The sequence below is a fragment of the Streptomyces afghaniensis genome, assembly GCF_044327915.1.
Taxonomy (GTDB): Bacteria; Actinomycetota; Actinomycetes; order Streptomycetales; family Streptomycetaceae; genus Streptomyces; species Streptomyces afghaniensis.
Genome location: NZ_JBIRGJ010000001.1, coordinates 1,103,215 through 1,125,271, shown reverse-complemented (window position 1 = coordinate 1,125,271; position 22,057 = coordinate 1,103,215). Strand labels below are relative to the sequence as shown.

21 protein-coding genes and 1 pseudogene are annotated in these 22,057 nt (G+C 72.4%); 9 read left to right on the top strand and 13 right to left on the bottom strand.

What is annotated here, in order from left to right; genetic code table 11:
- Genes gnd through ACH4G3_RS04640 form a run of 3 tightly spaced genes read left to right on the top strand, consistent with a single transcriptional unit; the run spans position 1 to position 3,002 of the window.
- On the top strand, positions 1-885 hold the full coding sequence (gene gnd, locus ACH4G3_RS04650; protein ID WP_397623065.1) for a phosphogluconate dehydrogenase (NAD(+)-dependent, decarboxylating): 885 nt from the start codon (positions 1-3) through the stop codon (positions 883-885).
- 3 nt (positions 886-888) lie between these two features.
- Positions 889-1,476 (top strand): histidine phosphatase family protein, encoded by a 588-nt coding sequence (locus tag ACH4G3_RS04645; RefSeq protein WP_397623064.1) that lies wholly within the window; start codon positions 889-891, stop codon positions 1,474-1,476.
- Between the two features lie 59 nt (positions 1,477-1,535).
- Complete coding sequence (locus ACH4G3_RS04640) at positions 1,536-3,002, top strand: membrane-associated oxidoreductase (RefSeq protein ID WP_397623063.1); 1,467 nt, start codon at positions 1,536-1,538, stop codon at positions 3,000-3,002.
- On the opposite strand, the gene ACH4G3_RS04635 is transcribed toward ACH4G3_RS04640, so the two are convergent.
- The gene (locus ACH4G3_RS04635; protein WP_397623062.1) at positions 2,989-4,785 is read right to left on the bottom strand and encodes a bifunctional sugar phosphate isomerase/epimerase/4-hydroxyphenylpyruvate dioxygenase family protein; all 1,797 of its coding nucleotides are present in this window, start codon (positions 4,783-4,785) and stop codon (positions 2,989-2,991) included. The two genes, ACH4G3_RS04640 and ACH4G3_RS04635, sit on opposite strands and share 14 nt — an antisense overlap.
- Positions 4,786-4,799: 14 nt before the next feature.
- Positions 4,800-5,675 carry a shikimate dehydrogenase gene (locus ACH4G3_RS04630; RefSeq protein ID WP_397623061.1) on the bottom strand — a complete coding sequence of 292 codons (876 nt, stop codon included), beginning with the start codon at positions 5,673-5,675 and terminating at the stop codon, positions 4,800-4,802.
- 141 nt (positions 5,676-5,816) lie between these two features.
- Here ACH4G3_RS04630 and ACH4G3_RS04625 point away from each other — a divergent pair, with 141 nt between their 5' ends.
- Together ACH4G3_RS04625 and ACH4G3_RS04620 are read left to right on the top strand one after the other, a co-directional pair.
- A complete protein-coding gene (locus tag ACH4G3_RS04625) occupies positions 5,817-6,488 on the top strand; it encodes a TetR/AcrR family transcriptional regulator (protein WP_397623060.1) in 672 nt (223 codons plus the stop codon).
- A 176-nt stretch (positions 6,489-6,664) separates the two neighbouring features.
- Positions 6,665-8,023, top strand: coding sequence for an MFS transporter (locus ACH4G3_RS04620; protein WP_397623059.1), 1,359 nt, complete (start codon positions 6,665-6,667; stop codon positions 8,021-8,023).
- A 49-nt stretch (positions 8,024-8,072) separates the two neighbouring features.
- Here ACH4G3_RS04620 and ACH4G3_RS04615 read toward each other — a convergent pair whose 3' ends face one another.
- Positions 8,073-8,483, bottom strand: a complete 411-nt coding sequence (locus ACH4G3_RS04615; RefSeq protein ID WP_397623058.1) for a VOC family protein — start codon at positions 8,481-8,483, stop codon at positions 8,073-8,075.
- A gap of 239 nt (positions 8,484-8,722) precedes the next feature.
- Here ACH4G3_RS04615 and ACH4G3_RS04610 point away from each other — a divergent pair, with 239 nt between their 5' ends.
- Positions 8,723-9,955 carry a serine hydrolase domain-containing protein gene (locus ACH4G3_RS04610; RefSeq protein WP_397623057.1) on the top strand — a complete coding sequence of 411 codons (1,233 nt, stop codon included), beginning with the start codon at positions 8,723-8,725 and terminating at the stop codon, positions 9,953-9,955.
- Between the two features lie 6 nt (positions 9,956-9,961).
- On the opposite strand, the gene ACH4G3_RS04605 is transcribed toward ACH4G3_RS04610, so the two are convergent.
- From ACH4G3_RS04605 to ribA, 3 genes are all read right to left on the bottom strand, one after another.
- Positions 9,962-11,119, bottom strand: coding sequence for a saccharopine dehydrogenase family protein (locus ACH4G3_RS04605; protein ID WP_397623056.1), 1,158 nt, complete (start codon positions 11,117-11,119; stop codon positions 9,962-9,964).
- Positions 11,109-12,170: a saccharopine dehydrogenase gene (locus ACH4G3_RS04600; protein ID WP_397623055.1), complete on the bottom strand. Its 1,062-nt coding sequence runs from the start codon at positions 12,168-12,170 to the stop codon at positions 11,109-11,111. Before ACH4G3_RS04600 ends, ACH4G3_RS04605 begins: the two co-directional genes overlap by 11 nt.
- 149 nt (positions 12,171-12,319) lie before the next feature.
- Positions 12,320-12,979 (bottom strand): GTP cyclohydrolase II, encoded by a 660-nt coding sequence (ribA, locus tag ACH4G3_RS04595; protein WP_397623054.1) that lies wholly within the window; start codon positions 12,977-12,979, stop codon positions 12,320-12,322.
- Between the two features lie 41 nt (positions 12,980-13,020).
- On the opposite strand from ribA, the pseudogene ACH4G3_RS04590 reads away from it, so the two are divergent.
- Positions 13,021-13,743 (top strand): annotated as a pseudogene (locus tag ACH4G3_RS04590) (creatininase family protein); the annotation flags it as partial.
- Here ACH4G3_RS04590 and ACH4G3_RS04585 read toward each other — a convergent pair.
- The 5 genes from ACH4G3_RS04585 to ACH4G3_RS04565 all read right to left on the bottom strand — a co-directional run bounded on the left by ACH4G3_RS04585 (position 13,626) and on the right by ACH4G3_RS04565 (position 18,664).
- Positions 13,626-14,936 carry a lysylphosphatidylglycerol synthase domain-containing protein gene (locus ACH4G3_RS04585; RefSeq protein ID WP_397623053.1) on the bottom strand — a complete coding sequence of 437 codons (1,311 nt, stop codon included), beginning with the start codon at positions 14,934-14,936 and terminating at the stop codon, positions 13,626-13,628. The pseudogene ACH4G3_RS04590 and the gene ACH4G3_RS04585 sit on opposite strands and share 118 nt — an antisense overlap.
- Positions 14,933-15,925: a class I SAM-dependent methyltransferase gene (locus tag ACH4G3_RS04580; protein ID WP_397623052.1), complete on the bottom strand. Its 993-nt coding sequence runs from the start codon at positions 15,923-15,925 to the stop codon at positions 14,933-14,935. Before ACH4G3_RS04580 ends, ACH4G3_RS04585 begins: the two co-directional genes overlap by 4 nt.
- A complete protein-coding gene (locus tag ACH4G3_RS04575; RefSeq protein WP_397623051.1) occupies positions 15,922-17,127 on the bottom strand; it encodes a glycosyltransferase family 4 protein in 1,206 nt (401 codons plus the stop codon). The genes ACH4G3_RS04580 and ACH4G3_RS04575 overlap by 4 nt, the downstream gene beginning before the upstream one ends.
- Positions 17,124-17,522, bottom strand: a complete 399-nt coding sequence (locus tag ACH4G3_RS04570; protein WP_243378660.1) for a 6-pyruvoyl trahydropterin synthase family protein — start codon at positions 17,520-17,522, stop codon at positions 17,124-17,126. The genes ACH4G3_RS04575 and ACH4G3_RS04570 overlap by 4 nt, the downstream gene beginning before the upstream one ends.
- A 161-nt stretch (positions 17,523-17,683) precedes the next feature.
- Complete coding sequence (locus ACH4G3_RS04565) at positions 17,684-18,664, bottom strand: zinc-dependent alcohol dehydrogenase (protein WP_397623050.1); 981 nt, start codon at positions 18,662-18,664, stop codon at positions 17,684-17,686.
- Between the two features lie 108 nt (positions 18,665-18,772).
- On the opposite strand from ACH4G3_RS04565, the gene ACH4G3_RS04560 reads away from it, so the two are divergent.
- On the top strand, positions 18,773-19,534 hold the full coding sequence (locus tag ACH4G3_RS04560; RefSeq protein WP_397623049.1) for a CDP-alcohol phosphatidyltransferase family protein: 762 nt from the start codon (positions 18,773-18,775) through the stop codon (positions 19,532-19,534).
- Positions 19,535-19,547: 13 nt separating this feature from the next.
- Here ACH4G3_RS04560 and ACH4G3_RS04555 read toward each other — a convergent pair whose 3' ends face one another.
- Complete coding sequence (locus ACH4G3_RS04555; RefSeq protein ID WP_020274346.1) at positions 19,548-19,931, bottom strand: winged helix-turn-helix transcriptional regulator; 384 nt, start codon at positions 19,929-19,931, stop codon at positions 19,548-19,550.
- Positions 19,932-20,044: 113 nt separating this feature from the next.
- On the opposite strand from ACH4G3_RS04555, the gene ACH4G3_RS04550 reads away from it, so the two are divergent.
- Positions 20,045-20,446: a RidA family protein gene (locus tag ACH4G3_RS04550; RefSeq protein ID WP_397623048.1), complete on the top strand. Its 402-nt coding sequence runs from the start codon at positions 20,045-20,047 to the stop codon at positions 20,444-20,446.
- 23 nt (positions 20,447-20,469) lie between these two features.
- Here the strand turns inward: ACH4G3_RS04550 and ACH4G3_RS04545 are convergent, their stop codons facing one another.
- Positions 20,470-21,969 (bottom strand): ABC transporter substrate-binding protein, encoded by a 1,500-nt coding sequence (locus tag ACH4G3_RS04545; protein ID WP_397623381.1) that lies wholly within the window; start codon positions 21,967-21,969, stop codon positions 20,470-20,472.
- Positions 21,970-22,057: the final 88 nt, after the last annotated feature.

The window sequence follows — 22,057 nt, the reverse complement described above, 5'->3', positions numbered from 1 at the left end:
ATGCAGATCGGTCTTGTGGGTCTCGGCAAGATGGGCGGCAACATGCGCGAGCGCCTGCGCAACGCCGGCCACACCGTCATCGGCTACGACACCAACCCGGAGAAGTCCGACGTGGCGAGTCTGGCCGACCTCGTCGACCAGTTGGAGGCGCCGCGCACGGTCTGGGTCATGGTCCCGGCCGGCGACCCCACCCAGCACGTCATCGACCGTCTGGCGGACCTCCTCAAGCCGTACGACACGGTGGTCGACGGCGGCAACTCCCGCTGGACGGACGACGAGAAGCACGCGGAGGAGCTGGGCAAGCGCGGTATCGGCTTCGTCGACGCGGGCGTCTCCGGCGGTGTGTGGGGCCTGAAGAACGGCTACGCCCTGATGGTCGGCGGCGAGAAGGAGTACGTCGACCGGCTCCGGCCGATCTTCGAGGCGCTCAAGCCGGAGGGCCCGTACGGCTTCGTCCACGCGGGCAGCGTGGGCGCCGGGCACTTCGCGAAGATGGTCCACAACGGCATCGAGTACGCGATGATGCAGGCCTACGCCGAGGGCTGGGAGCTGCTGGAGGCCGTGGACTCCGTCGACAACGTCCGCGAGGTGTTCCGCTCCTGGCAGGACGGCACCGTCATCCGCTCCTGGCTGCTGGACCTCGCGGTCAACGCGCTCGACGAGGACGAGCACCTGGAGGGCCTGCGGGGCTACGCCCAGGACTCCGGCGAGGGACGCTGGACCGTGGAGGCCGCGATCGACAACTCCGTGCCGCTGCCCGCGATCACCGCCTCGCTGTTCTCCCGGTTCGCCTCCCGGCAGGACGACTCCCCGCAGATGAAGATGATCGCGGCGCTGCGCAACCAGTTCGGCGGCCACGCCGTCGAGTCCGCGAAGAAGGCGTAGGACGTGGGAGATCTGCTGCTGGTACGCCACGGCGAGACCGAGTGGAGCCGGAGCGGACAGCACACCAGCTTCACCGACCTGCCCCTCACCCCGAACGGCGAGGAGCAGGTCAAGTCGCTGGCTCCGCTCCTGGCGGGCCGTTCCTTCGCGCTGGTCCTCACCAGCCCGCTCGGCCGCGCGGTGCGCACCGCCGAACTCGCCGGCCTGACGGGGGCCGAGCGGGACGCGGACCTGCACGAGTGGTACTACGGCGCCTACGAGGGCGTCACCACCGAGGAGATACACCGCACCCGTCCCGACTGGGACCTGTGGACCGACGGGGGCCCGCCCGGACCCGACGGCAAGCCGGGTGAGTCCCCCGAGGAGGTCGGCGAGCGCGCCGACCGGGTGCTGTCCCGGGTGGCCGACGCGCTGCCCGAGGGCGATGTACTGCTGGTGGCGCACGGCCACTTCCTCCGCGTCCTGACGGCCCGCCGGCTGGGCCTGCCGCCGTCGCAGGGGCGGCTGTTCCGGCTGGAGACGGGCACGGTCAGCCGGCTCTCGACCGAGCACGGGCGGCCTGTGATCGCAGAGTGGAACACCAGGGCGTAACGAACCCCGGCCGGAGGTGAGTTGACAGCCTCCGGCCGGGCGCGTCAGAGTCCCCGTCGATGCAGATCGACGACATGACACCCGCCGAGGAGCGGGTGTGGCGCGCCTTCCCACGCGGGGACGACGTGGACTTCCGGGGGCCGGCGGACGAGGACCCGGGGCGGGGCGCGGGCTGGGGACCCGAACGGACGGTACGGGCGGCCGTGGTGCGGGCCCTGCTGCTGAGCGGCCCGCAGGAGGACGGGGAGACGGCCGCCCTCCGGCTGGCGGGCGCACGGATCACGGGCGTGCTGGACCTCAAGTACGCAGAGGTCGACCACGCCGTGCGCCTCAGCGACTGCTACTTCGAGGACGTCCCCGTCCTGTACGGGGCGCGGCTGCGGCAGCTGAATCTGCGCGACTCCGTCCTGCCCGGGCTGGACGCCGCCACCCTCCGCGTGGACGGCGTGCTGCGCATGTCGGACTGCCTGTTCGAGGGGCCCGTCCGGCTCGGCGGGGCGCAGATCTCCGGGGCGCTCTTCATGGACAGGGCCTCTGTCGGCGAACCGCCCGCCGGTCAGGCAGCGCTCCAGCTCAACCACGTAGCCATCGGTGACGGCCTGTCGGCGCCGGGACTGCGCACCCGCGGCGAGGTGCGCCTGACGGGTGCCTCGATCGCCGGGACGATCGACTTCAGCGCGGCTCGGCTGGCCGCCGGGGCCGGTGCGGCCGCCCTCGACGCGGTCACCCTCACGGTGGAGGGCGATGTCCTGCTGCGCGAGGCGGACGTGCGCGGCTGGATCGGCCTGCGCGGCGCCCGCGTCGCGGGGCGTCTGGACTTCTCCCGCGCCCGCCTGGTGAACCCCGGTGACACGGCGCTGCGGGCGAGCAGCTGCACGATCGGGGAGCTCTGGCTGCGCAACAGCCCGCCCGTGTCGGGTGCTCTCAACCTGCGCCGCGCCCAATTGGACGTCCTGTTCCTCGAACCGGACGTGGTCCCCGAGGAGGTCCTGCTCGACAGCCTCGTCTACACCTCCCTCACCCCGCACGAACCCGCCGAGCGGCGCCTGGTGATGCTGGAGCGGGACCGCGAGGGCTATGTCCCGCACGCCTACGAGCAGTTGACCGCGGCCTACCGCCGGATCGGCGACGACGACGCCGCCCGCGTCGTCCAGCTCGCCAAGCAGCGCCGCCGCCGCGGCACCCTGCCGTGGTACGGCCGGTTGTGGGGCTATGTCCAGGACGCGGCCGTCGGCTACGGCTTCCGGCCCCTGCGCGCCGCCGGCTGGCTGGTGTCGCTGCTGGTGATCGGCTCCGTGGCCTACGCGCTGCACCATCCACAGCCGTTGAAGGCCGACGAGGCCCCGCAGTTCAACCCGGTCTTCTACACGCTCGACCTGCTGCTGCCGGTGATCTCCTTCGGGCAGGAGGGCGCGTTCGCCCCCACCGGCGGATACCAGTGGCTCTCCTACACGCTGGTGCTCACGGGCTGGATCCTGGCCACGACGGTCGTCACCGGTATCACGCGGACCGTCAGCCGCCAGTGAGCGCCCGCGCCGCGTGCTGTGCCGCCAGCCGTACCGGGGCGTTCGCTGCGCCGTAGCCCCGGTAGCCGGCGTCGCGCTGGACCAGTTCGAAGAAGACGCGGCCGACGGTGCGGGTGTAGCAGTGGCGGAAGACGCCGTGGGCGTCGCGGTCGTAGAGGATTCCGAGGTCGCGGTAGGTCTCCAGCTCGCCGTCGGCGAACTCGAAGCGGGCGGCGAGATCGTCGTAGTAGTTCGCCGGGACGGGCAGCAGAGCGCCGCCGGCCTCCCGGAAGCGGCGGGCCGAGGCGACCACGTCGTCGGTGGCCAGGGCGATGTGCTGGGCGTGGACGGTGTCGTCCGTGGGCGCGGGGCCGACGGTGAGGGCGATCCGGACGCTGCCGTCGGCGTTGGTCACGGCGCGGCTGCGCAGCAGGCCGTAGGGGTCGGCGACGTCCACGCTCTCCTGGGCGTGCAGGCCGAGCACACCGTGGTGGAACAGGGCCGCCTCGTCGAAGTGGTGCCAGGGCTGGGTGAGGGCGAGATGGTCGATGCCGTGGACACCGGTGGGCACGGGTGCCGGCGCCGTGTCCTCGAAGTCGGTCCGCCAGTCGGGCAGCCCCGGACGGCCGGTGGCGCAGAAGAAGAGCTCGGTGCCGTCGGGGGCGGCGACCGCGTCGAGCGGGGCGTCCCCGGGTGCCCGGCGCCGCGGCAGGACGGGAGCCAGCAGCGCCTCGGCACGCCGGGCGGCCGCGGCCGGGTCCGGTGACTCCAGCCCGATCGCGGCGAGCTGGGTGCCGTCCCGGCGGACCATCGGCCCCGTGTTGACGAGGATCCGGGCGTCCCCCTGCTCCCACAGGGCGACGGGCTTGCCGCGATGGCGGGCGGTGCGGGTGAAGCCGAGGGCGCCGAGCAGGGCGGTGAGGGGTTCGGCGTCGGGCGTGACCAGCTCGGCGAAGGCGACGCCGGTGGGGACGACGGGCTCGGGCAGGGCGGCCCGGCCCACCGTCTCCTGGAGGACCAGCAGGGAACGCCGGGCGTCGACGGCGGTCGGACCGGCCTCGGCCTGCCGGAAGACGTCGTTGAAGACCTCCAGGGACAGCGGGCCGTCGTAGCCGGTGCGCAGCACGTGCCGCACCAGGCCGGCGACGTCGAAGCCGCCCTGTCCGGGGAAACAGCGGTAGTGGCGGCTCCACTGGAGGACGTCCATGGCGAGCAGCGGGGCGTCGGCGAGCTGGAGGAAGAAGATCTTCTCGCCGGGGATGTCCTCGATGCCCTTGGGGTCCGAGCCGCGCGAGAGGATGTGGAAGCTGTCCAGGCAGGTGCCGAGGGCGGGATGGCCGGCCGACTCGACGATGCGCCAGGCGTGGTCGTACGTGCTGACGTGCCGCCCCCAGGCGAGCGCCTCGTAGGCCACCCGGATCCCGCAGTCCCGGGCGAGGTCGGCGAGCCGGCTCAGCTGCTCGGCCGCGAGGGCGTCGTCGTCCACGGCCCGCGGCGAGATGCTGGAGCAGACGAGGACCGTGTCGGCGCCGAGCCTGCGCATCAGCTCGAACTTGTGCCGGGCCCGCCGCAGGTTCCGGACGAACTCGTCCTCGGGGACGGCCTCGATGTCCCGCATCGGCTGGTACAGGTCGATGGAGAGGCCGAGGTCGGCGCAGCGGGCGCGGATCTCCTCGGGGGTGAGGGGGCTGGCCAGCAGGTCGTTCTCGAAGATCTCCACAGCGTCGAACCCGGCCCGGGCCGCGGCCGTGAGCTTCTCGGTGAGGGATCCGCTGAGGGAGACGGTGGCGATGGACGTACGCACGTCGGTACCTCTCTTCAGTTCGATGCCCCTACGGCTCCGGCCAGTTCCGTCAGGTCCGCGAGCATCCGCGCGGCGTCGGGTTCCCGCCCGGTGAACAGGCGGAACGCGTCGGCGGCCTGGAAGGCGGCCATGCCGCCGCCGTCCAGGGTGGCGCAGCCCAGCGCGCGGGCGGTGCGCAGCAGTTCGGTCTCCAGCGGGCGGTAGACCACCTCGGCGACCCACAGCCCGGGGTGGAGCAGCTCGGCGGGCAGGGGCAGGCCGGGGTGGGCCGCCATGCCGGTGGGCGTGGCGTGGACGATGCCGTCGGCCTGCGCGAGCAGCCGCGCCTGCCGGTCCGGGGTCGCGGCGGCGGCACGGCCCCGGCCGAAGGCCCGGTTCAGGGAGTCGGCCAGGGCGGCGGCCCGTTCGGGCAGGGCGTCGACGACGGTGACCCGCTCGGCGCCGAGGGTGAGCGTGGCGTGCGCGACGGCCGCGCCCGCGCCGCCGGCGCCCAGCTGCACGACCCGCTCCAGCGGTACGTCGGGCAGCCCGCGGGCGAAGGACGCGGCGAAACCGGTGACGTCCGTGTTGTGGCCGACCGCGCGGCCGTCCTCGAAGACGACGGTGTTGACCGCGCCCAGCGCCTCGGCCTGCGGGGCGAGCGCGTCCAGGTGCTCGATGACGAGCTGCTTGCAGGGGTGCGTGATGTTGAGCCCGTCGAAACCGAGGTCGCGGGCGGCCCGCACCAGATCGCCCACCGCCTCGGGCGGCACCCCGAGCGCGTCGATGTCGATCAGCCGGTACAGCAGGCGAAGGCCCTGCCGGTCGCCCTCCCGCTCGTGCAGCGCCGGGCTGAGCGACGGGCCGATGCCGGAACCGATCAGTCCGACGAGATACGAGTCCTTGGGCACACGGGCCTCCCGAGCGGCTCACTAATGTACGAACTAGTACGTTAGCTATATCAGCCGAGCTCGACCACGGGAAGCCCCCGGTGGGATCCGGCCGCTGCTCCTAGAATCACCGGCACCGGCCCCTCCGCCCGAAGGAACCTGATGACCAGCGTCGAAGAACCGGCACGCCCTGGCGAGCGCGAGCGCGTCCGTGACGCCGCCCGCACCCAGGCCGAGATCCTCGACGTGGCCACGCAGGAGTTCGCCCGGGCCGGCTACGACGGAGCCCGGGTCGACGAGATCGCCGCCCGCACCCGCACGACGAAGCGGATGATCTATTACTACTTCGGCGGCAAGGAACAGCTGTTCACCGCCGTGCTGGAGCGGGCCTACGGCGTGATCCGGGAGGCCGAGCAGCAGCTCGACGTCGAGCACCTGGACCCGGTTGCGGCCATCCGGCGCCTGGCCGAGGTGACCTTCGACCATCACGAGCAGCACCCGGACTTCATCCGCCTGGTCAGCATCGAGAACATCCACGGGGCACAGCACATCGCCGCCTCCGAGAAGCTCGGGAGGATCGGCTCCCCCGCCCTGGACGTGATCCGCCGCATCCTTGAGGAAGGCCGCAGGTCAGGGCTGTTCACGGCGGACGTCGACGCCGTCGACCTGCACGCGATGATCTCCTCCTTCTGTTTCTTCCGGGTCTCCAACCGGCACACCTTCGGCGCGCTGTTCGGCCGCGACCTGGTCGACCCGGCGCAGCGCGCGCACTACCGCACCATGCTGGGCGACATGGTGATCGCGTATCTGACGGCGGAGCGCGCGGCGGACTGAACATCCGGCGTGGGACATCGACGCACGCCCCCTTGACACCGACAGCACACGGGCGCAGCATCCCTAGCCATCCCCTAGTAACTACCCAGTGGGTTAATTAGCCGCGATCCGGCACGTCCCCTTCGCTCTCCCCTTCAGTTCACTCCGCCTATGGTGGAGCCCCCAAAGGAGCCGCCGTGTCCGTCCCCGCCACGCCCCGAGGGGCCGCAGCCCCGCCCGGTCAGCCCAGGAAAGCCGCGACCGCCGCCTGGATCGGCAGCGCGCTTGAGTACTACGACTTCTTCATCTACGGCAGCGCCGCCGCGCTGATCTTCCCCGAGGTGTTCTTCGACGAGTCCGACCCGGCCACGGCGACCCTGCTGTCGCTGGCCACGTTCGGCGTCGCGTACGCCGCCCGCCCGGTCGGCGCCCTGGTGCTCGGGCACTTCGGCGACAAGCTCGGCCGCAAGAAGATCATGGTCTTCACGCTGATGCTGATGGGCCTGTCGACGTTCCTGATCGGCTGTCTGCCGACCCGGGACCAGGTCGGCACGCTCGCCCCGGTCCTGCTCGTGCTGTGCCGGGTGCTCCAGGGCATCTCGGCGGCGGGCGAACAGGCCAGCGCCAACTCCATGACGCTGGAACACGCGCCGCCGGGCCGGCGCGGCTTCTTCACCAGCTTCACCCTCAGCGGCACGCAGGGCGGCCAGCTGCTGGCCACGCTGGTCTTCATCCCGGTCGCCGCGATGCCCGAGGACCAGTTGCTGTCCTGGGGCTGGCGGGTTCCGTTCTGGCTGAGCGTCGCGGTCGCCGTCGTCGGCTACGTCATCCGCCGCAAGCTGGACGAGACCCCGGCCTTCGCCCAGCAGGCCGCCGAGGAGGGCGTCGTCAAGCTGCCGCTCGTGGTGCTGATGCGCGAGCACTGGGCGGATGTGCTGCGGGTGATCGCGGGCGCGCTCATCGCCTCGGTCAGCACCATCTTCACGGTGTGGGCGCTGGCGTACGCGACGAGCGACGCGGTCGGCATGTCGCGCACCGCCATGCTGTGGGTGGGCGCCCTGGCCAACCTCGTGGCGCTCGCCGCGATCCCGCTGTGGGCCACGCTGTCCGACCGGATCGGCCGCCGCCCGGTGTACCTGATCGGTGCGGCCGGCAGCGCGGTGACGATGTTCCTGTACCTGTGGGCCGTGTCCACAGGCTCGTACCTGCTGACGTTCCTGCTCGGCATCCTCTGCTTCGGTGTGGTCTACAGCGCCGCGAACGGCGTGTGGCCCGCCTTCTACGGCGAGATGTTCACGACCCGGGTCCGGCTGTCCGGCGTGGCCATCGGGACGCAGATCGGCTTCGCCGCGGCCGGCTTCGCGGTGACGTTCGCCGCGCAGATCGCGGGGCCGCGCGGCGACGACTGGTCGGCGGTGGCCCTGTTCACGGCGGCCCTGTGCGTGCCGCCGGTCATCGCCGCGCTGTCGGCCCGCGAGACGCACCGGGTGCCGACGGAGGCGCTGGGGGAACGCCCGGCGCGGGCGGCCGCGGAGCCCGAGAAGGTGACGGCCTGAGCCTGGAAACCACTCCCCGCCGGGTCCTCGCGGGCCCGGCGGGGTCTCGTCAGCTGTTGGACCAGCCCCGGCGGCACAGCACCAGGCGATAGCCGTCGGGGTCCTCGATGGTGACGCCCCATTCGTTCCAGTAGGGGTTGGGGGAGGTGACCCGCTTGCCGCCGTGCCGCTCCAAGCGGGTGATCAGGTCGTCCGGGACCGGGTCGTCGGCGTAGACGACCAGCAGATCCTCCTCGGTGGGGCGGGGCTCCACCGGCCGGTCCGGCTCATGCACGAGCTCCAGATGCCAGTCGGCGTCGGGCCAGCCGAGCATCAGCAGGTCGTGGTGGCCCGGTTCGGATCCGCCCCCGGACCGCCACACGACACCGAGCCCGAGCCCCTCGCGCCAGAACCGCTCGGCCGCCGCGAGGTCGCGGGAGGGACGGGCGATCCGGATGTGGCTGCGGCCGTTCACGGGCATGGCGACCTCTTCTCGTGGCGTCCTGGTCTGCGGCGGCGCCTCGCAGCCTAGGGAGCCGGTCGCCGCGTGACATCGGTCATCGGTCCTGCGACCCGGAACCTAGGTCGTGTCGTGCACGAGTCGGACCAGGTTGCCGCTCCTGCGTGATCACGAATGGTTCCTGCACGAGGATGAGGTCTGAGGCGGTCCGGTCGGGGTATGCCGGAACTCACCTCGACGAGCGCGACGGAGGACGATCGATGGCACAGCTGCGACAAGAGGTCGACCCGGGTGAGGCCGGGCTGGATCCGGCGGCGCTGGGCCGCCTGGACCGGCACTTCGCCGGTCTCGTCGAGGAAGGCCGGCTGCCGGGCTTCCTCGTCTCCGTCGCCCGCGCCGGACGCATCGCCCACCTCACGACACACGGCCTGCGTGACCTCGCGGCCGGGCAGCCCGTCGAGCCGGACACGCTGTGGCGGGTCTACTCCATGACGAAACCGGTCACCGCGGTCGCCGCGCTGCTGCTGGTCGAGGAGGGCCGGCTGTCGCTGGACGACCCGGTCGCCGACCACCTGCCGGCCTTCGCCGACCCCGAGGTCTACGTCGGCGGCTCCGGGGCCGACGTCAGAACCCGCCCGGCCGCCGGCCCGATACTCGTCCGGCACCTGATGACCCACACCTCGGGCCTGACCTTCGGCTTCTACCACACCCACCCGGTGGACGCCCTGTACCGCGAGGCCGGTCTGGAGTCGTCGGTGCCGCCGGGCGCGGACCTGGCCGAGACGATCGAGGTGTACGCGAGCCTGCCGTTGCAGTTCGAGCCGGGCACGCAGTGGAACTACTCGGTGGCGAGCAACGTCCTGGGCCGGATCATCGAGGTCGTGTCGGGACAGCCGCTCGACGTGTTCTGCGCCGAGCGGATCTTCGGGCCGCTCGGCATGACGGACGCGGGGTTCCACGTCACGGACGAGCAGGCGCCCCGGCTGTCCGAGATGTACGGGGAGAAGGAGGGCGGCGGCATCGAGCGGATCGCCGGGCTGCCGCTGCGCGGCGGCCGGCCTCGGTTCCTGTCCGGCAGTGGCGGCATGGTGGCGTCCGCCCACGACTACCACCGCTTCATGGAGCTGCTGCGCCGCCGGGGCGAGCTCGACGGCGTCCGGCTGCTCGCCCCTCGGACGGTGGACCTGATGACCCGCAACCATCTGCCCGGCGGCGCCGATCTGCGTGCCTTCGGCAGCCGCCCGGCCCACGACGAGCCCGGCAACGAGGGGGTCGGCTTCGGGCTCAACGTCTCCGTGGTGATCGACCCGTCCCGCACGCAGGCGCCCTCCGGGCTCGGCGCGTACGGCTGGAGCGGGGTGGCCACGACGACGTTCTGGGTCGACCCGGGCCGCGACCTGACGGTGCAGTTCATGACGCAGGTGCGGCCGAGGTCCTCCCACACCGTGTTCCGCGACCTCAAGAAGTTCGTCCACGAGGCCGTGTCGGGCTGACCCCCGCTACCCGTCGACGCGGAGCGTGAACTCGAGGCCGTCCCGGGCCAGTTCCCGCAGCCACTGTTCTGCCCGGGCCGCCGTCTCGGCGGCCCGGTTCAGGCCCGGTGGCAGCGAGCCGTCCAGGACGTGGCGGACGCCCAGGGCGAGGGTGCGCGAGACACAGCGGGCCATCGCGCTCTCCCGGGCGTCACCCACCAGGTCCAGAAGGTAGCCGCCAGCCCAGGTCCGCCCGGTCTCGGCCCGGACGTCCAGCGACACGGCGAGGACGACCCGGTCGTGGTCGTCGTCCGTGGTGGGGTAGGCGGCGGCCAACTCCTGGGCCAGGGCGGTGATCCGCGCGTCGTCGCCCCTCTTCAGCTCCTCGAAAACGCCGTCCCAGGCGCGCAGCCAGCCCGCCAGACGCAGGGTGCCGCGTACGAACGTGCGCGGTGTCCAGGCGTCCGGCAGTCCGTACTGCTCGACGAAGGGGACGCTGTCGCGGTTGGGGTAGACCTCGAAGGCCTCCCCGTCGACGACGTGCCGCCGGGTCGCCTCCCAGGGGCGGTCGGCGACCGTCTCGGCGCCGCCCTCGATGTAACGGGCCGGGGAACGCAGGGCGCCCAGAACCCCGGCCGGTGCCCAGCTGAAGCGGTACGTGAAGTCGTTCGGGACGGCCGGGACGCCGCCGCAGTACGACGTGAGGGTGTACGAGGCGGGCGTCTCGTCGCCGATCGCCTCCCGGGCGCGGGCGACGAGTGCGTGGGCGAAGAGGTGGTCGATACCCGGGTCGAGCCCGGCCTCGGTGAGGACGACGACCCCGGCCTTCTCCGCCGCGGGCACCTGGTCGAGGACCGCCTGGGACACATAGCTGGAGCAGGCGAAGTGCGCCCCGAGCCGGACGCACTCGGCGAGCAGCGGCGCGTGCTCCGGCGCGGGCAGCATGGACACCACGACGTCCCCGGGCGCCAGTTCGGCGGCGAGGGCGGGCAGCGCGTACGCGCGGGGCTCGGCCCGTCCTGCCAGGCCCAGCCGGTCGAGGGCGTCGGCCGCGCGGCTCTCGGTGCGGTGCCAGAGCCGTACGCGCTCGGCCGTGTCGCACAGCGCGGCCAGGCCGCTGCCCGTGGACAGGCCGGCGCCGATCCAGTGGACGGTGCCGCTCGCGGGTACCGGGTCAGTGGTCAAGGATCTCCCCCTTGTCGAGGCCGTGTTCACGGCATGCCTGACGGAACCGGTCCAGACAGCGTCCCCAGGGCCCGGTGACGCCGAAACCGAGCAGGTGGGGCAGGAGGGCGGCCGAGAAGTCGGCGCTGGACTCCAGCGGCAGCAGGGAGGGCAGGTTGTCGATGGCGATCAGGTCGAGCGGGGGGTCCTCGCGCAGCCGTCGGACGGGCTCGTCCCAGTCGGTGGTCTCGTCGTACACCGGAAGGACGTTGAGCGGGGAGCCGACGTCGCACGTCACGTCGCACAGGGTGCGCAGGCGGCGGCCTCGGGTGTCGAGGTCCTGCTCGCGGAGGAAGGGCGGGACCGGGCTGGTGGCGAGCACCGCGTTCACCATCACGTCGTGCTCCAGCAGGGCGCGGCGGTCCAGATCGCGGGTCTCTGCGAGGTCCCAGCAGGACGGGTCGGAACCGGCGGTGGCGAAGGCCGCCCGGGCACCGCGGCCGCTGCGTCCCAGGGCGCCGATGACCAGACCGGTGAACTCGGTGTCGTCCGCCGCGGGCTTCAGCGTCTCGTCCAGCGCCTCCTTCGTCGTGGGCGTCAGCGGTGCCCGCAGCCGGCCGCGGTGCTGGAGCACCGCGAGGGCCGCGCCCAGGTAGCCGGCCCAGAACCCGAACGCGGCGAGGCGCCGCCCGGTGTCGTCGACCAGGTACTCCAGGTCGAACAGCGCCCCGCCCCCGGCGGCGAACCGGCGCAGCAGTCCGGCCGCCCCGGGCTGGCCCTTGTAGGCGTGGCCGAAGAAGATGTGCCGGTGCGTCAGTTCGGCCGGTTCTCCGGGCAGTTCCTTCAGGCCGAGCACGACGGCGTCCCGCGGGGCCGAGACCCACGAGCCCGCGGGGGCGACGCGGCAGCCGGCCGCCTCGTACTCCTCGATCGGGAAGACCCGCTGCGGGGAGTCCTCGACGGTCAGTGCCACTCCGTTCTCGACGAGCCGCCGGGCGTCGTCGGGCACGACCGGTGTGCGTCGCTCGGTCGTTCGGGCCTCGTGGCGCAGCCACAGATGGAGCTCGGTCATACCAGGTGGGCCTCCGGACGTGAGGCGTCGGCCGCTGCGGGCCGACGCTCAGGGGACGGACGTCCACGCAGCGTACGCGGCCCGCCCGCGGGTCGCGTACGAATGCGTCCGGTTCACGTCGCGGGCCACCGGAACCTGCCCGAACCCCTTCAGGAGGAGCTGACCACCGCGTCGAGGTGGGGCAGGTGGTGGTCGAGGCGCTCCCGCTTGGTGCGCAGATAGGTGATGTTGTTCTCGCACGGCGGGATCAGCAGCGGCACCTGCTCGGCGACCTCGATGCCGTGGTCGACCAGCGCCTCGCGCTTGCGCGGGTTGTTGGACATCAGGCGGACGGACCTGACGCCCAGGTCCTCCAGGATCCGGGCGGCCACGCCGTAGTCGCGGGCGTCCACCGGCAGGCCGAGGGCGAGGTTGGCCTCGACGGTGTCCAGGCCCTCCGCCTGGAGTGCCATCGCGCGCAGCTTGGCGAGCAGGCCGATGCCGCGGCCTTCATGCCCTCTGAGGTAGACGACGACACCGGCGCCCTCGGCGACGACCGCGCGCAGGGCTGCGTCGAGCTGGTCCCCGCACTCGCAGTGCTGGGAGCCGAAGGCGTCGCCGGTCAGGCACTCCGAGTGCAGCCGGATGAGCACGTCGTCCGTGCCGAGGTCGCCGTAGACCAGCGCCACCTGTTCGTCACCGCGGTCGTGGTCCAGGTAGCCGACCGCCTGGAATTTCCCGTACACGGTGGGCAAGGGCGCATTCACAACGCGTTCCACGCCGGTCCGCTGCGGTGACTTCTTGCCGAGTACGCCAATTTTTTCTGTCATGATTCTCGAGTTCCTAAGCAGAGACGAAAGGCCGTGACGTTATGAGTGACTTGGTGCCGGCGGACACCACGGAAGACGTACGGACGCGGGGCGCCGGTGTCTCACGGCAGGTCGCGGTGCTTCCCGTGGGGAGCTTCGAGCAGCACGGTCCGTATCTCCCGCTGGCGACCGACACGCTCGTCGCCTGTGCCGTCGCGCGGGAGATAGCCGGCGCGTACCCGGTGCACCTCCTTCCTCCGGTGACGATCTCGTGCTCGCACGAGCACGCGGCCTGGCCGGGGACCGTGAGCATCTCCTCGGTGACCCTTCATGCGGTGGTACGGGACATAGCGGCTTCGCTCCGCCGGTCCGGCGTCGACGCCCTGGTGGTGGTCAACGGGCACGGCGGAAACTACGTACTGGGCAACGTCGTCCAGGAATCCTCCGCCCGCGGCGAGCGGATGGCGCTGTTCCCGGCCCCGGAGGACTGGGAGGCGGCGCGGGAGCGGGCGGGTGTGGTCACCTCGCTGCTCACCGACATGCACGCGGGGGAAATAGAGACCTCCATCCTTCTGCACGCTCATCCCGAAATGCTCCGACCCGGTTATGAGACTTCCGATTTTGTCGCTGACGACCGGCGTCATCTGCTCACCCTCGGCATGTCCGGCTATACCGATTCCGGTGTCATCGGCCGTCCTTCACTGGGTTCGACGGAAAAGGGGAAGGAACTCCTTGCGAGCCTGGCGGATTCCTTCGGGACGTATTTCTCGCTGCTGACCTCCGACGAGTAGTCAGGCACGGTCGCGGGGCCGGGTCCAGGGGCCGGTGAGGCGGACTCGGCCCCGGCGCGCAGGCCCGCGTACCAGCGGGCGACGAGCACGACCAGGCCGGGCAGGCTCGCCACGAGGCTGAGCACCCCGTAGACCACCGCGACGGCGAGTCCCCGGCCGGCGCCCAGGCCCGCGGCGCCGAACGCCCAGGCGGTGACGCCCTCCCTCGGTCCCCACCCGCCGACGTTCAGCGGCAGGCCCATGGCCAGCAGCGCGAGGACCGCGAGCGGCACCAGTACGGCCACGGAGGCGGCGGCTCCGGCGACGCGGGCGGCCAGGACGAACATGGCGACGTAGCCCGCCAGGACGACCACGGAGGAGACGACGACTCCGGGCCCGTTGCGTCGGGACAGCAGCCCCTCGCGGGCCTCGGCGAGCATGGCGCGCAGCGCCCGGCCCCGGCGGGAGGGCGCCGCGCGGTTCATGCGCAGGGCGAGGACGACGGCGACCGCGCCGAGTGCGGCCAGGGCCGCGAGCGGGGCGATGTGCCGGGCCTGGGCCAGCACCGGCGACGGCATGGTCAGCAGGACCACGGCTCCGACGGCGAACAACGCGATCTGTCCGGCGGCCCGTTCGAGGACGACGGCCTTCACGCCCCGCCGCACATCCCCCTCGCTCTGCCCGTGCCGTACCGCCCGGTGCACGTCGCCGAGCACCCCGCCGGGCAGCGCCGCGTTCAGGAACAGCGCCCGGTAGTAGTCGGCGACGGCCGGTCCGAACGGCAGCCGGATCCTGAGGCTCCGGGCCACGAGCGCCCAGCGCCACGCGCTGAACACGGTGGTGACGAGCCCGATCCCGAGTGCGAGCAGCACCGACACGGTGTCGATCCGGCCCAGTCCGTCCAGGAAGACGCCGGTGCCGAGCCGCCAGAGCAGTACGCCGAGGATGACGACGCCGGCGAGGGTGCCGAGATGCGTACGGACCTTGGGGGAGCCGAGGCGGGCGAGGGCGGTACGGACCGGGCGACGGGGAGACGAAGCGGCGGTGGCGTCGGCCGCGTTGCCGCAGGGGGTGGCCGACGCAGTGGACGGACCCGGGTCGCCGCCGGTTTCCGGCAACCACGGTGCGTCGAGGGGCGTCGGCCGCTCGCACACGGCCGTCGGCGCACCCCGCGGCACCTCCGCCGTTCCCGTCGCCTGCGGGCTCATGACGCTCCGCCCGCCGGGCGGTTCAGGGCCAGGAGGTCGGTGTGGTGGACGGTGACGCGCAGCCGGCCTGCGGCGCAGGCGGCCAGGCGTTCGGCCAGGTAGGCGTCGGCCCGGGCGCGCAGGTCGGGGCGCTGTTCGACGGCGGCGCCGACCCAGCCGCGCAGCCACTGCTCGGTGAGCGCTGCCTGCTCGGGGCCGAGCCGCCAGGGGCTCGGATGCAGCCGTACGGTCGCGCCGTGCTCGGAGAACGCCTCGGTCGCCGCCGTCACCGCGTCCGGACCGAGCAGACCGTCGCGGCGCTGGTGGTCGTTGAACGCCTGGGCGATCTCCGGGTCCAGCGGATGGGACGGCGTCAGCTCCACGCGGCCCGCGACGGACAGCGTCAGCAGGGCGGGGCAGCCGGCTCCGGCGCAGGCGGCGGCGAGGGCGTCGATCTCCTCGCGGGTGAGGACGTCCAGCAGTGCGGACGCCGTCACCAGGGACGCGCCGTGCAGGGCGTCCGCGGTGAGGCGGGCGACGTCACCGCGCCGCGTCTCCACGGTGACCCGGCTGCCGTCGGCCGCGGAGCGCGGGGAGGCGACGGCGGCGAAGTGCAGCAGGTAGGGGTCGCGGTCGTGCAGGATCCAGTGCTGCGCGCCGTCCAGGCAGGGGGCGAGCCACCGGCCCATCGACCCGGTACCGCACCCGAGGTCGTGGATGACTGCACCGCCGGACTTGCCGGGCAGGTTGGCGAGCCGGATCCGCAACGGGTCGAGCAGATCGTGCGCCCGCGCGGCGGCATCGGCCGGCTCCCGCAGCTCCAGCCACTCGGGCGCGTAACGGGGCGGATCGTCGGGGTTGGCCTCACGCAGCTTCACGGTGGGCCGGGCACCGGGATTCCCACTGGGACCGGCACCCGGAATCACTCCGTCCATCGACTCGGCAGCCTCCCTCGGTCCGGGCTGGGCCGGGATCGTCCCGCTGTGCTGGGTCGTCACCGGGTTCGTCATGCGGCCCTCCGGGGGTCGGTCGGGAGCCGGCGCAGTACCGTCGCCAGGCTCTGTGCGGTCGTCGCCCAGCCGCCGAGGGCGGCGCGGCGGCTGCGGGCGGCGGCCTTGAGGCGACGACGTACGTCCGCCTCTCCGAACCAGCAGCGCAGCTCCGCGGCGATGGCGGCGGAGTTCTCCGGCGGGACGAGGATGCCGGGCACACCGCCGTCGGGGGCGCGGCCGACCGCCTCGGGGAGTCCGCCGACGTCCGAGGCCATGACCGGGATGCCGCGCGCGAGTGCCTCGGTCACGGCCATGCCGTACGTCTCGGCGTAGGAGGTGAGGACCATCAGGTCGGCGGTGGCGTAACTGGCGTCGAGCGCCGCGCCGGACTGCGGGCCCGCCAGCTCCAGCCGGTCCTGAAGGCCGTGCTCGGCGATGAGGGACCGCAGATGGGCGACGTACTCCGGGTCCTGGGTGAGACTGCCGACGCACACACAGCTCCACGGCAGGTCGGCCACCGTGGCCAGCGCCTCCACCAGCCGGTGCTGTCCCTTGCGCGGGGTCACGGCGGCCACGCACAGCAGCCGTGAGACACCGTCGGTGCCGGGCGCGAGCGGCGCGATGTCGGCACCGGGGGCCGCGACGTGCACCCGCTCCGGGGGAAGGCCGTGGTGGGCGACCAGACGGCGGACCGCCCACTCGCTGGTGGCGACCACCGCCGGCACCGCCCGCAGCACCGCCCGCTCCTTGGCGTCGAGTTCCGCGGCCACGGCCGGGTCGAGCCCGGTCTCGTCGCCGAGCGGGAGGTGGACGAGGACGGCCATGCGCAACCGTTCCGCCTCCGGCACGACGATCTCCGGGACGCCGCAGGCCACCAGCCCGTCGAGCAGGACGACGGCGCCGTCGGGCAAGCCGCTCAGGGCGCGGGCGAGTTCCGTACGGGCCGCCGCCCCCGGCCGGGGCCAGTCACCGGCCACGGCGTGCTTGGTGACCTGCCAGCCGAAGCCGGGCAGGTCCAGGCAGACGCGCCGGTCGTAGGCGTTGCCGCCGCTCGGCGCCGCCGGGTCGTCGACGCCGCCCGGGAGCACGAAGTGCACGGTGCGCAGGGACATGGGGATGATCTCGGCGTTCTTCAGGGCGGCATGCTGCACGGGAACATAGTTCAGCCGCGCGGGCACGGGTCCGCTCTGCCCGGGCCGTTCGATCGTCGTGTCGGTCACAGCGCACGCTCGTAACTCGCCCAGGCGATGTGCGACTCGTGCAGCGTGACGGTCAGGCCCGCGATGCCCTTGGCGCCCTCGCCCAGCGCGCCCTTGTGGATGCGCTCGGCGAGCCGGTCGGCGATGACCTTGGCGAGGAACTCCGTGGAGGTGTTGACTCCGGCGAAGTCGGGCTCGTTGTCGAGGTTGCGGTAGTTCAGCTCGCTGACCACCGCCCCGAGTTCCTGGGTCGCCAGGCCGATGTCGACGACGATGTTGTCGTCGTCCAGCTGTTCACGCCGGAACGTGGCGTCGACGAGGAACGTGGCCCCGTGCAGGCGCTGCGCCGGTCCGAAGACCTCGCCACGGAAGCTGTGGGCGATCATGATGTGATCGCGGACGGTGATGCTGAACAACGGACGACCCTCCAGGTGCGGCGCGTCTGCTCCCCCGCTCCAGCTGCCGGGGATGCCGTGTATTACGGCTCCTTGCCTTCCCCTGTTCAGCCTCCGGTACGTCTTTTCTCAGGTCAGGCGCTCTCGACTTCTCTCAGGTCAGGCGCTCCGGCCGTATCCGGTCAGGCGCTCTGGTCGTAGCGGACGCGGTGGCACAGCGCGGGGATCTCTCCGGAGGCGAGCCTCGGCAGCACGTCCGGCAGGTCCTCGAAGGCGGACTCGCCGGTGATGAGGGCGTCGAGGGCCGGGTCGGCGAGCAGGTCGAGGGCGAGGGCGAGCCGGTCGGCGTAGGTGCGGCCCGGGCGGGCCGGGGAGACGGTGCCGACCTGGCTGGAGCGGATGACGAGCCGCCGGGAGTGGAAGGCCTCGCCGAGCGGCACGCTCACCTGCCGGTCGCCGTACCAGCTCAGTTCGAGCACGGTCCCTTCGGCGGTGAGGAGTTCCAGGGACCTGGCGAGGCCCTGCTCCGTGGCGCTGGCGTGGACGACCAGGTCGCACTCGCCGAGGGCGTCCTGAGGGGAGGCGAAGCCGACGCCCAGGGCCTTGGCGATGTCCGCCCGGCCCGGGTCGGCGTCGACCAACTGGACGCGGACACCGGGGAACCGGGCGAGCAGGGCGGCCACCGAGCAGCCGACCATGCCTCCGCCGACCACGGCGATCCGGTCGCCGACCAGGGGCGCGGCGTCCCACAGGGCGTTGACGGCGGTCTCCACGGTCCCCGCGAGGACGGCCCGTTCGGCCGGCACGGTGTCGGGTACGGGCGTGACGGCGCCGGCCGGGACGACGTAGCGGGTCTGGTGCGGGTAGAGGCAGAACACCGTACGGCCGACGAGGGCCTCGGGCCCCTCCTCCACCACACCGACGTTGAGGTAGCCGTACTTCACCGGGCCCGGGAAGTCGCCCTCCTGGAACGGCGCCCGCATGGCCGTGTGCTGGCTTTCCGGCACGCCGCCGCGGAAGACCAGTGTCTCCGTGCCGCGGCTCACGCCGGAGTACAGCGCGCGGACCAGCACCTCGCCCTCGCCGGGCTCCGACAGGGCGACGTCCCGGATGCCGCCTCGCCCGGGCGAGTCGATCCAGAACGCGCGTCCGGTGTGCTTCATCGAAGTCCTCCTGAACGATCGGGAAGCTGCTTGCGTACCGAGGGGTGCACAGGCCGCGCACAAGGTAGCGGCGTTGATCGACTCTGTCACACGGCCGGAGGGTGTTCGGTGGCCCTGAACAACACTTACGACGCGAGGCTCGTCCAGCAGGAGACCGCCGTGGGGGCGGGAGTGCAGATCCTGCTGCTGGCCCTGATCGGTACGGCGATCGGGATGGGCCCGGCGGGCTGGCTGACCGGCCTCGCGTTCGCGATCGCCACCTGGGCGGTGCTCTCCCGGGCCCTGCACCGCTCCCGGCTGCGCTCGTTCGGTGCGGCGAACCGGGTCACCCTCGGCCGGGCCACCCTCGTCGGCGGGGTCACCGCGCTGGTCGCGGACTCCTTCCAGAGCTCGCCGCCCGTGTCGCTGTTCGTGGGCCTGACGGCGGTGGCCCTGATCCTCGACGGTGTCGACGGCAAGGTCGCCCGCCGCACGGGCACCTCGACCCCGCTGGGCGCGCGCTTCGACATGGAGGTCGACGCGTTCCTGATCCTGGTGCTGAGCGTGTACGTGTCGATGCAACTGGGCCCGTGGGTGCTGCTGATCGGCGGGATGCGGTACGTCTTCGTCGCCGCCGCCCGGGTCTGGCCCTGGCTGACCGCCGCACTCCCGCCGAGCACCGCCCGCAAGACCGTCGCGGCACTCCAGGGCGTGCTTCTGCTGCTGGCGGGCGCCGACCTGCTGCCGTACGCCGCCAACTTCGGGGTCGCGGCCCTGGCTCTGGGCCTGCTGGTGTGGTCGTTCGGACGGGATGTGCTGTGGCTGTACCGGACCTCGCGGGTCGAGAAGACCCCGGCCCGGCGGCAGGTGCGGGAACTGGTCGCGAGCTGACGCCCCGGGCCGGTCAGGCGTCGAACCGGCCGCGCGCCGACTCGATGTGCCCGAGGTACTGGTGGGTCCAGCCGCAGATCAGGTCGACCGTGGCGCGCAGGGCCCGACCCGGTTCGGTGAGCGTGTACTCGACCTTCGGCGGCACGGTGGGATGCACCTTCCGGTCCACCAGGCCGTTGCGCTCCAGCATCCGCAGGTTCTGCGTCAGCATCTTGTGGCTGACGCCCTCGACCTCGTCGCGCAACTCGCTGAAGCGCAGAGTGCCTTCACCGAGGGCCTCGATGATCAGCAGCGCCCACTTGTTGGCCACGTCCGAGAAGATCTCCCGTGCCAGGGAGTCGGCCCGCCGCAGATCCGCGTTCTCCGGCAGGTCGTCCCTCACCTGCTTGGTCACCATCTGGTTCCCCAGTCACTGAAAAGTGCGTTCTTCCAGGTCGGCCGTCACTCTCCTACGGTTTCCGAGTAACCGCAAGAGAGCGTGGAAGCGCGCTCGACGGAAGGACGGGAACCATGACCACCATCGATGTCTACGACCACGCCATACCGGCCGAGACCCACTTCGGCTACGCGCAGGCGATCAGGTCCGGCGATCTGATCCACGTCTCCGGACAGCTCTCGTTCGACGAGGCGGGCGGCTTCGACCCCGCGGACGATGTCGCCGCCCAGCTCGCGCAGACGTATGTGAACATCGACAGGGTCCTGGCCCACTACGGCGTGACGCGCAACCAGATCGTCTCCCAGACGCTGTACGTGGTGGACCTGGTGAAGAACGCCGACGTGATCGCGGAGGGCAACCGCGCGTACTTCGGCACCCACCGCCCGGTGGCCACGGCCCTGGGCGTCACCGAACTCACCTTCCGCGGACAGGCGGTCGAGATCAGCTGCGTGATCGACACGAAGCTGCCGGCGTGAGCCGATCCGCCTGAACCGATCGGTCAGCGACGCGTCCCCGCGCCCACCAGGGTCCGCTCGTACGGGTCGAGGACGACGCCCCTGACCTCGGTGGAGACACCGGCGATGATCTGCTGATGGGCCAGTGGCACGACCGCGTCCGTACCGAGAACCGCGGCCTCCGCTGCCATGGCCGCGTCCTGCCGCTCGCCCGTGCCGTCGGTCCCGTCGGCCTTCTTCACGGCCCGGTCGACCTTCTCGTCGCACAGCAGGGCCAGGTTGTAGCCGCCGTCACAGGTGTAGTCACCGGCGAGGATGCCGACGGGGTCGCCGGTGTCCAGGAGGCTGTTGCGGGCGCCGATGAAGGCGTCGAACTTCCCCTCCAGCGCGTCGCTCTCCAGCCGCGAGTACTCGCGCACCTGCAGCTTCACCTCGAATCCGGCCTTCTCGAGCTGCTGTTGCACGACCTGGGCGACCTCGGGGAGTTCGGGCCGGTTGTCGTAGGTGGCGAGGGTGATCCGCGTGCCGTCGGGCCGGGCGGCGTCAGCGCGCCCCGTCGGCTTCATCCGCTTGCTCTCGGCCCAGGTGACGGCGGGTCCGTAAATGCCCGCGCCCGGGTCGGCGTACCCCTCGAAGACGCCCTTGACGATGACGGAGGAGTCGATCGCCTCCCGGGCGGCGGCACGCAGTTCCGGGTCCTTGAAGGGGCCGGTCCTGGTGTTGAGGTGCAGGCTGGTCGTGCGGGTGGTGCCGGCTTCCTTCAGGGTCGCCTTGTCGAGGGTGGCGGCCTGGGCGACGGGGATCGCCTCGGCGATGTCGACGTCGCCGGTGCGCACGGCGTTGGCGCGCGCGGTGCCGTCCTTGACGAAGCGTGCGTCGATGCCCGAGGCGTGGGCGCGGCCGCCCCAGTAGTCGTCGAAGCGGTCGAGGGCGGCCGAGCCGCCGCCGTTGACCTCGGTGATCTCGAAGGGCCCGGTGGCGGTGCCGACGGGCGTGGGGGCGCCCTTCTTCTCGTACGCCTTCGGGGAGAGGATCGCCAGGCTGGGGCTGGACAGGCGCATGGGCAGGACGGGATCGGCCGCGGCGGTGGTGAGGCGGATGCCGCGGCTGCCGTCAGCCTCGGCGTCGAGGGTGACACCGGCGAGGGCGGCGGGCACGGGCTTCGCCTGCGTGGCGCGGTTGAGCGCCTCGGCCACGGCGGACGGGGTGACGTCCGTGCCGTCCTGGAAGGTGGCCTCGCGCAGGGTGAACCGCCAGGTGCGGTCGTTCTCGCGGCGCCAGGACTGGGCGAGCGCGGGGGTCGCGGCACCGTTGGCGTCCAGGGCGGTCAGGCCCTCGGTGACACCGAGCCGGCTGAGGAGCGTGGCATCGGCTCCGTACGGCGAGAAGTTCTCGGCGGGCGGGAAGGCGAGGGCGACGCGCAGCCGCGAGCCCGGCTGCCCGCCGTCCGACGACGACTCCCCGCCGGGGGAGGCGAAACAGCCGGCCAGGCCCGGGACGAGGACGAGGGCGGCGAGGAACCGGAACGGACTCTTGATGCTCACTTCACGCACTTGCACAGCATATGCATCACGGCAGAGGTGCCGGTCGGCCGGGGGCCCACCGTTGGACGCCACCGCAAATCCCGTTTGG

Coding starts and splice junctions, on each gene's coding strand:
- gnd (WP_397623065.1), top strand. CDS start 1: ATGCAGATCGGTCTTGTGGGTCTCGGCAAGATGGGCGGCAACATGCGC.
- ACH4G3_RS04640 (WP_397623063.1), top strand. CDS start 1,536: ATGCAGATCGACGACATGACACCCGCCGAGGAGCGGGTGTGGCGCGCC.
- ACH4G3_RS04625 (WP_397623060.1), top strand. CDS start 5,817: ATGACCAGCGTCGAAGAACCGGCACGCCCTGGCGAGCGCGAGCGCGTC.
- ACH4G3_RS04615 (WP_397623058.1), bottom strand. CDS start 8,483: ATGCCCGTGAACGGCCGCAGCCACATCCGGATCGCCCGTCCCTCCCGC.
- ACH4G3_RS04610 (WP_397623057.1), top strand. CDS start 8,723: ATGGCACAGCTGCGACAAGAGGTCGACCCGGGTGAGGCCGGGCTGGAT.
- ACH4G3_RS04600 (WP_397623055.1), bottom strand. CDS start 12,170: ATGACCGAGCTCCATCTGTGGCTGCGCCACGAGGCCCGAACGACCGAG.
- ribA (WP_397623054.1), bottom strand. CDS start 12,979: ATGACAGAAAAAATTGGCGTACTCGGCAAGAAGTCACCGCAGCGGACC.
- ACH4G3_RS04585 (WP_397623053.1), bottom strand. CDS start 14,936: ATGAGCCCGCAGGCGACGGGAACGGCGGAGGTGCCGCGGGGTGCGCCG.
- ACH4G3_RS04580 (WP_397623052.1), bottom strand. CDS start 15,925: ATGACGAACCCGGTGACGACCCAGCACAGCGGGACGATCCCGGCCCAG.
- ACH4G3_RS04565 (WP_397623050.1), bottom strand. CDS start 18,664: ATGAAGCACACCGGACGCGCGTTCTGGATCGACTCGCCCGGGCGAGGC.
- ACH4G3_RS04555 (WP_020274346.1), bottom strand. CDS start 19,931: ATGGTGACCAAGCAGGTGAGGGACGACCTGCCGGAGAACGCGGATCTG.
- ACH4G3_RS04550 (WP_397623048.1), top strand. CDS start 20,045: ATGACCACCATCGATGTCTACGACCACGCCATACCGGCCGAGACCCAC.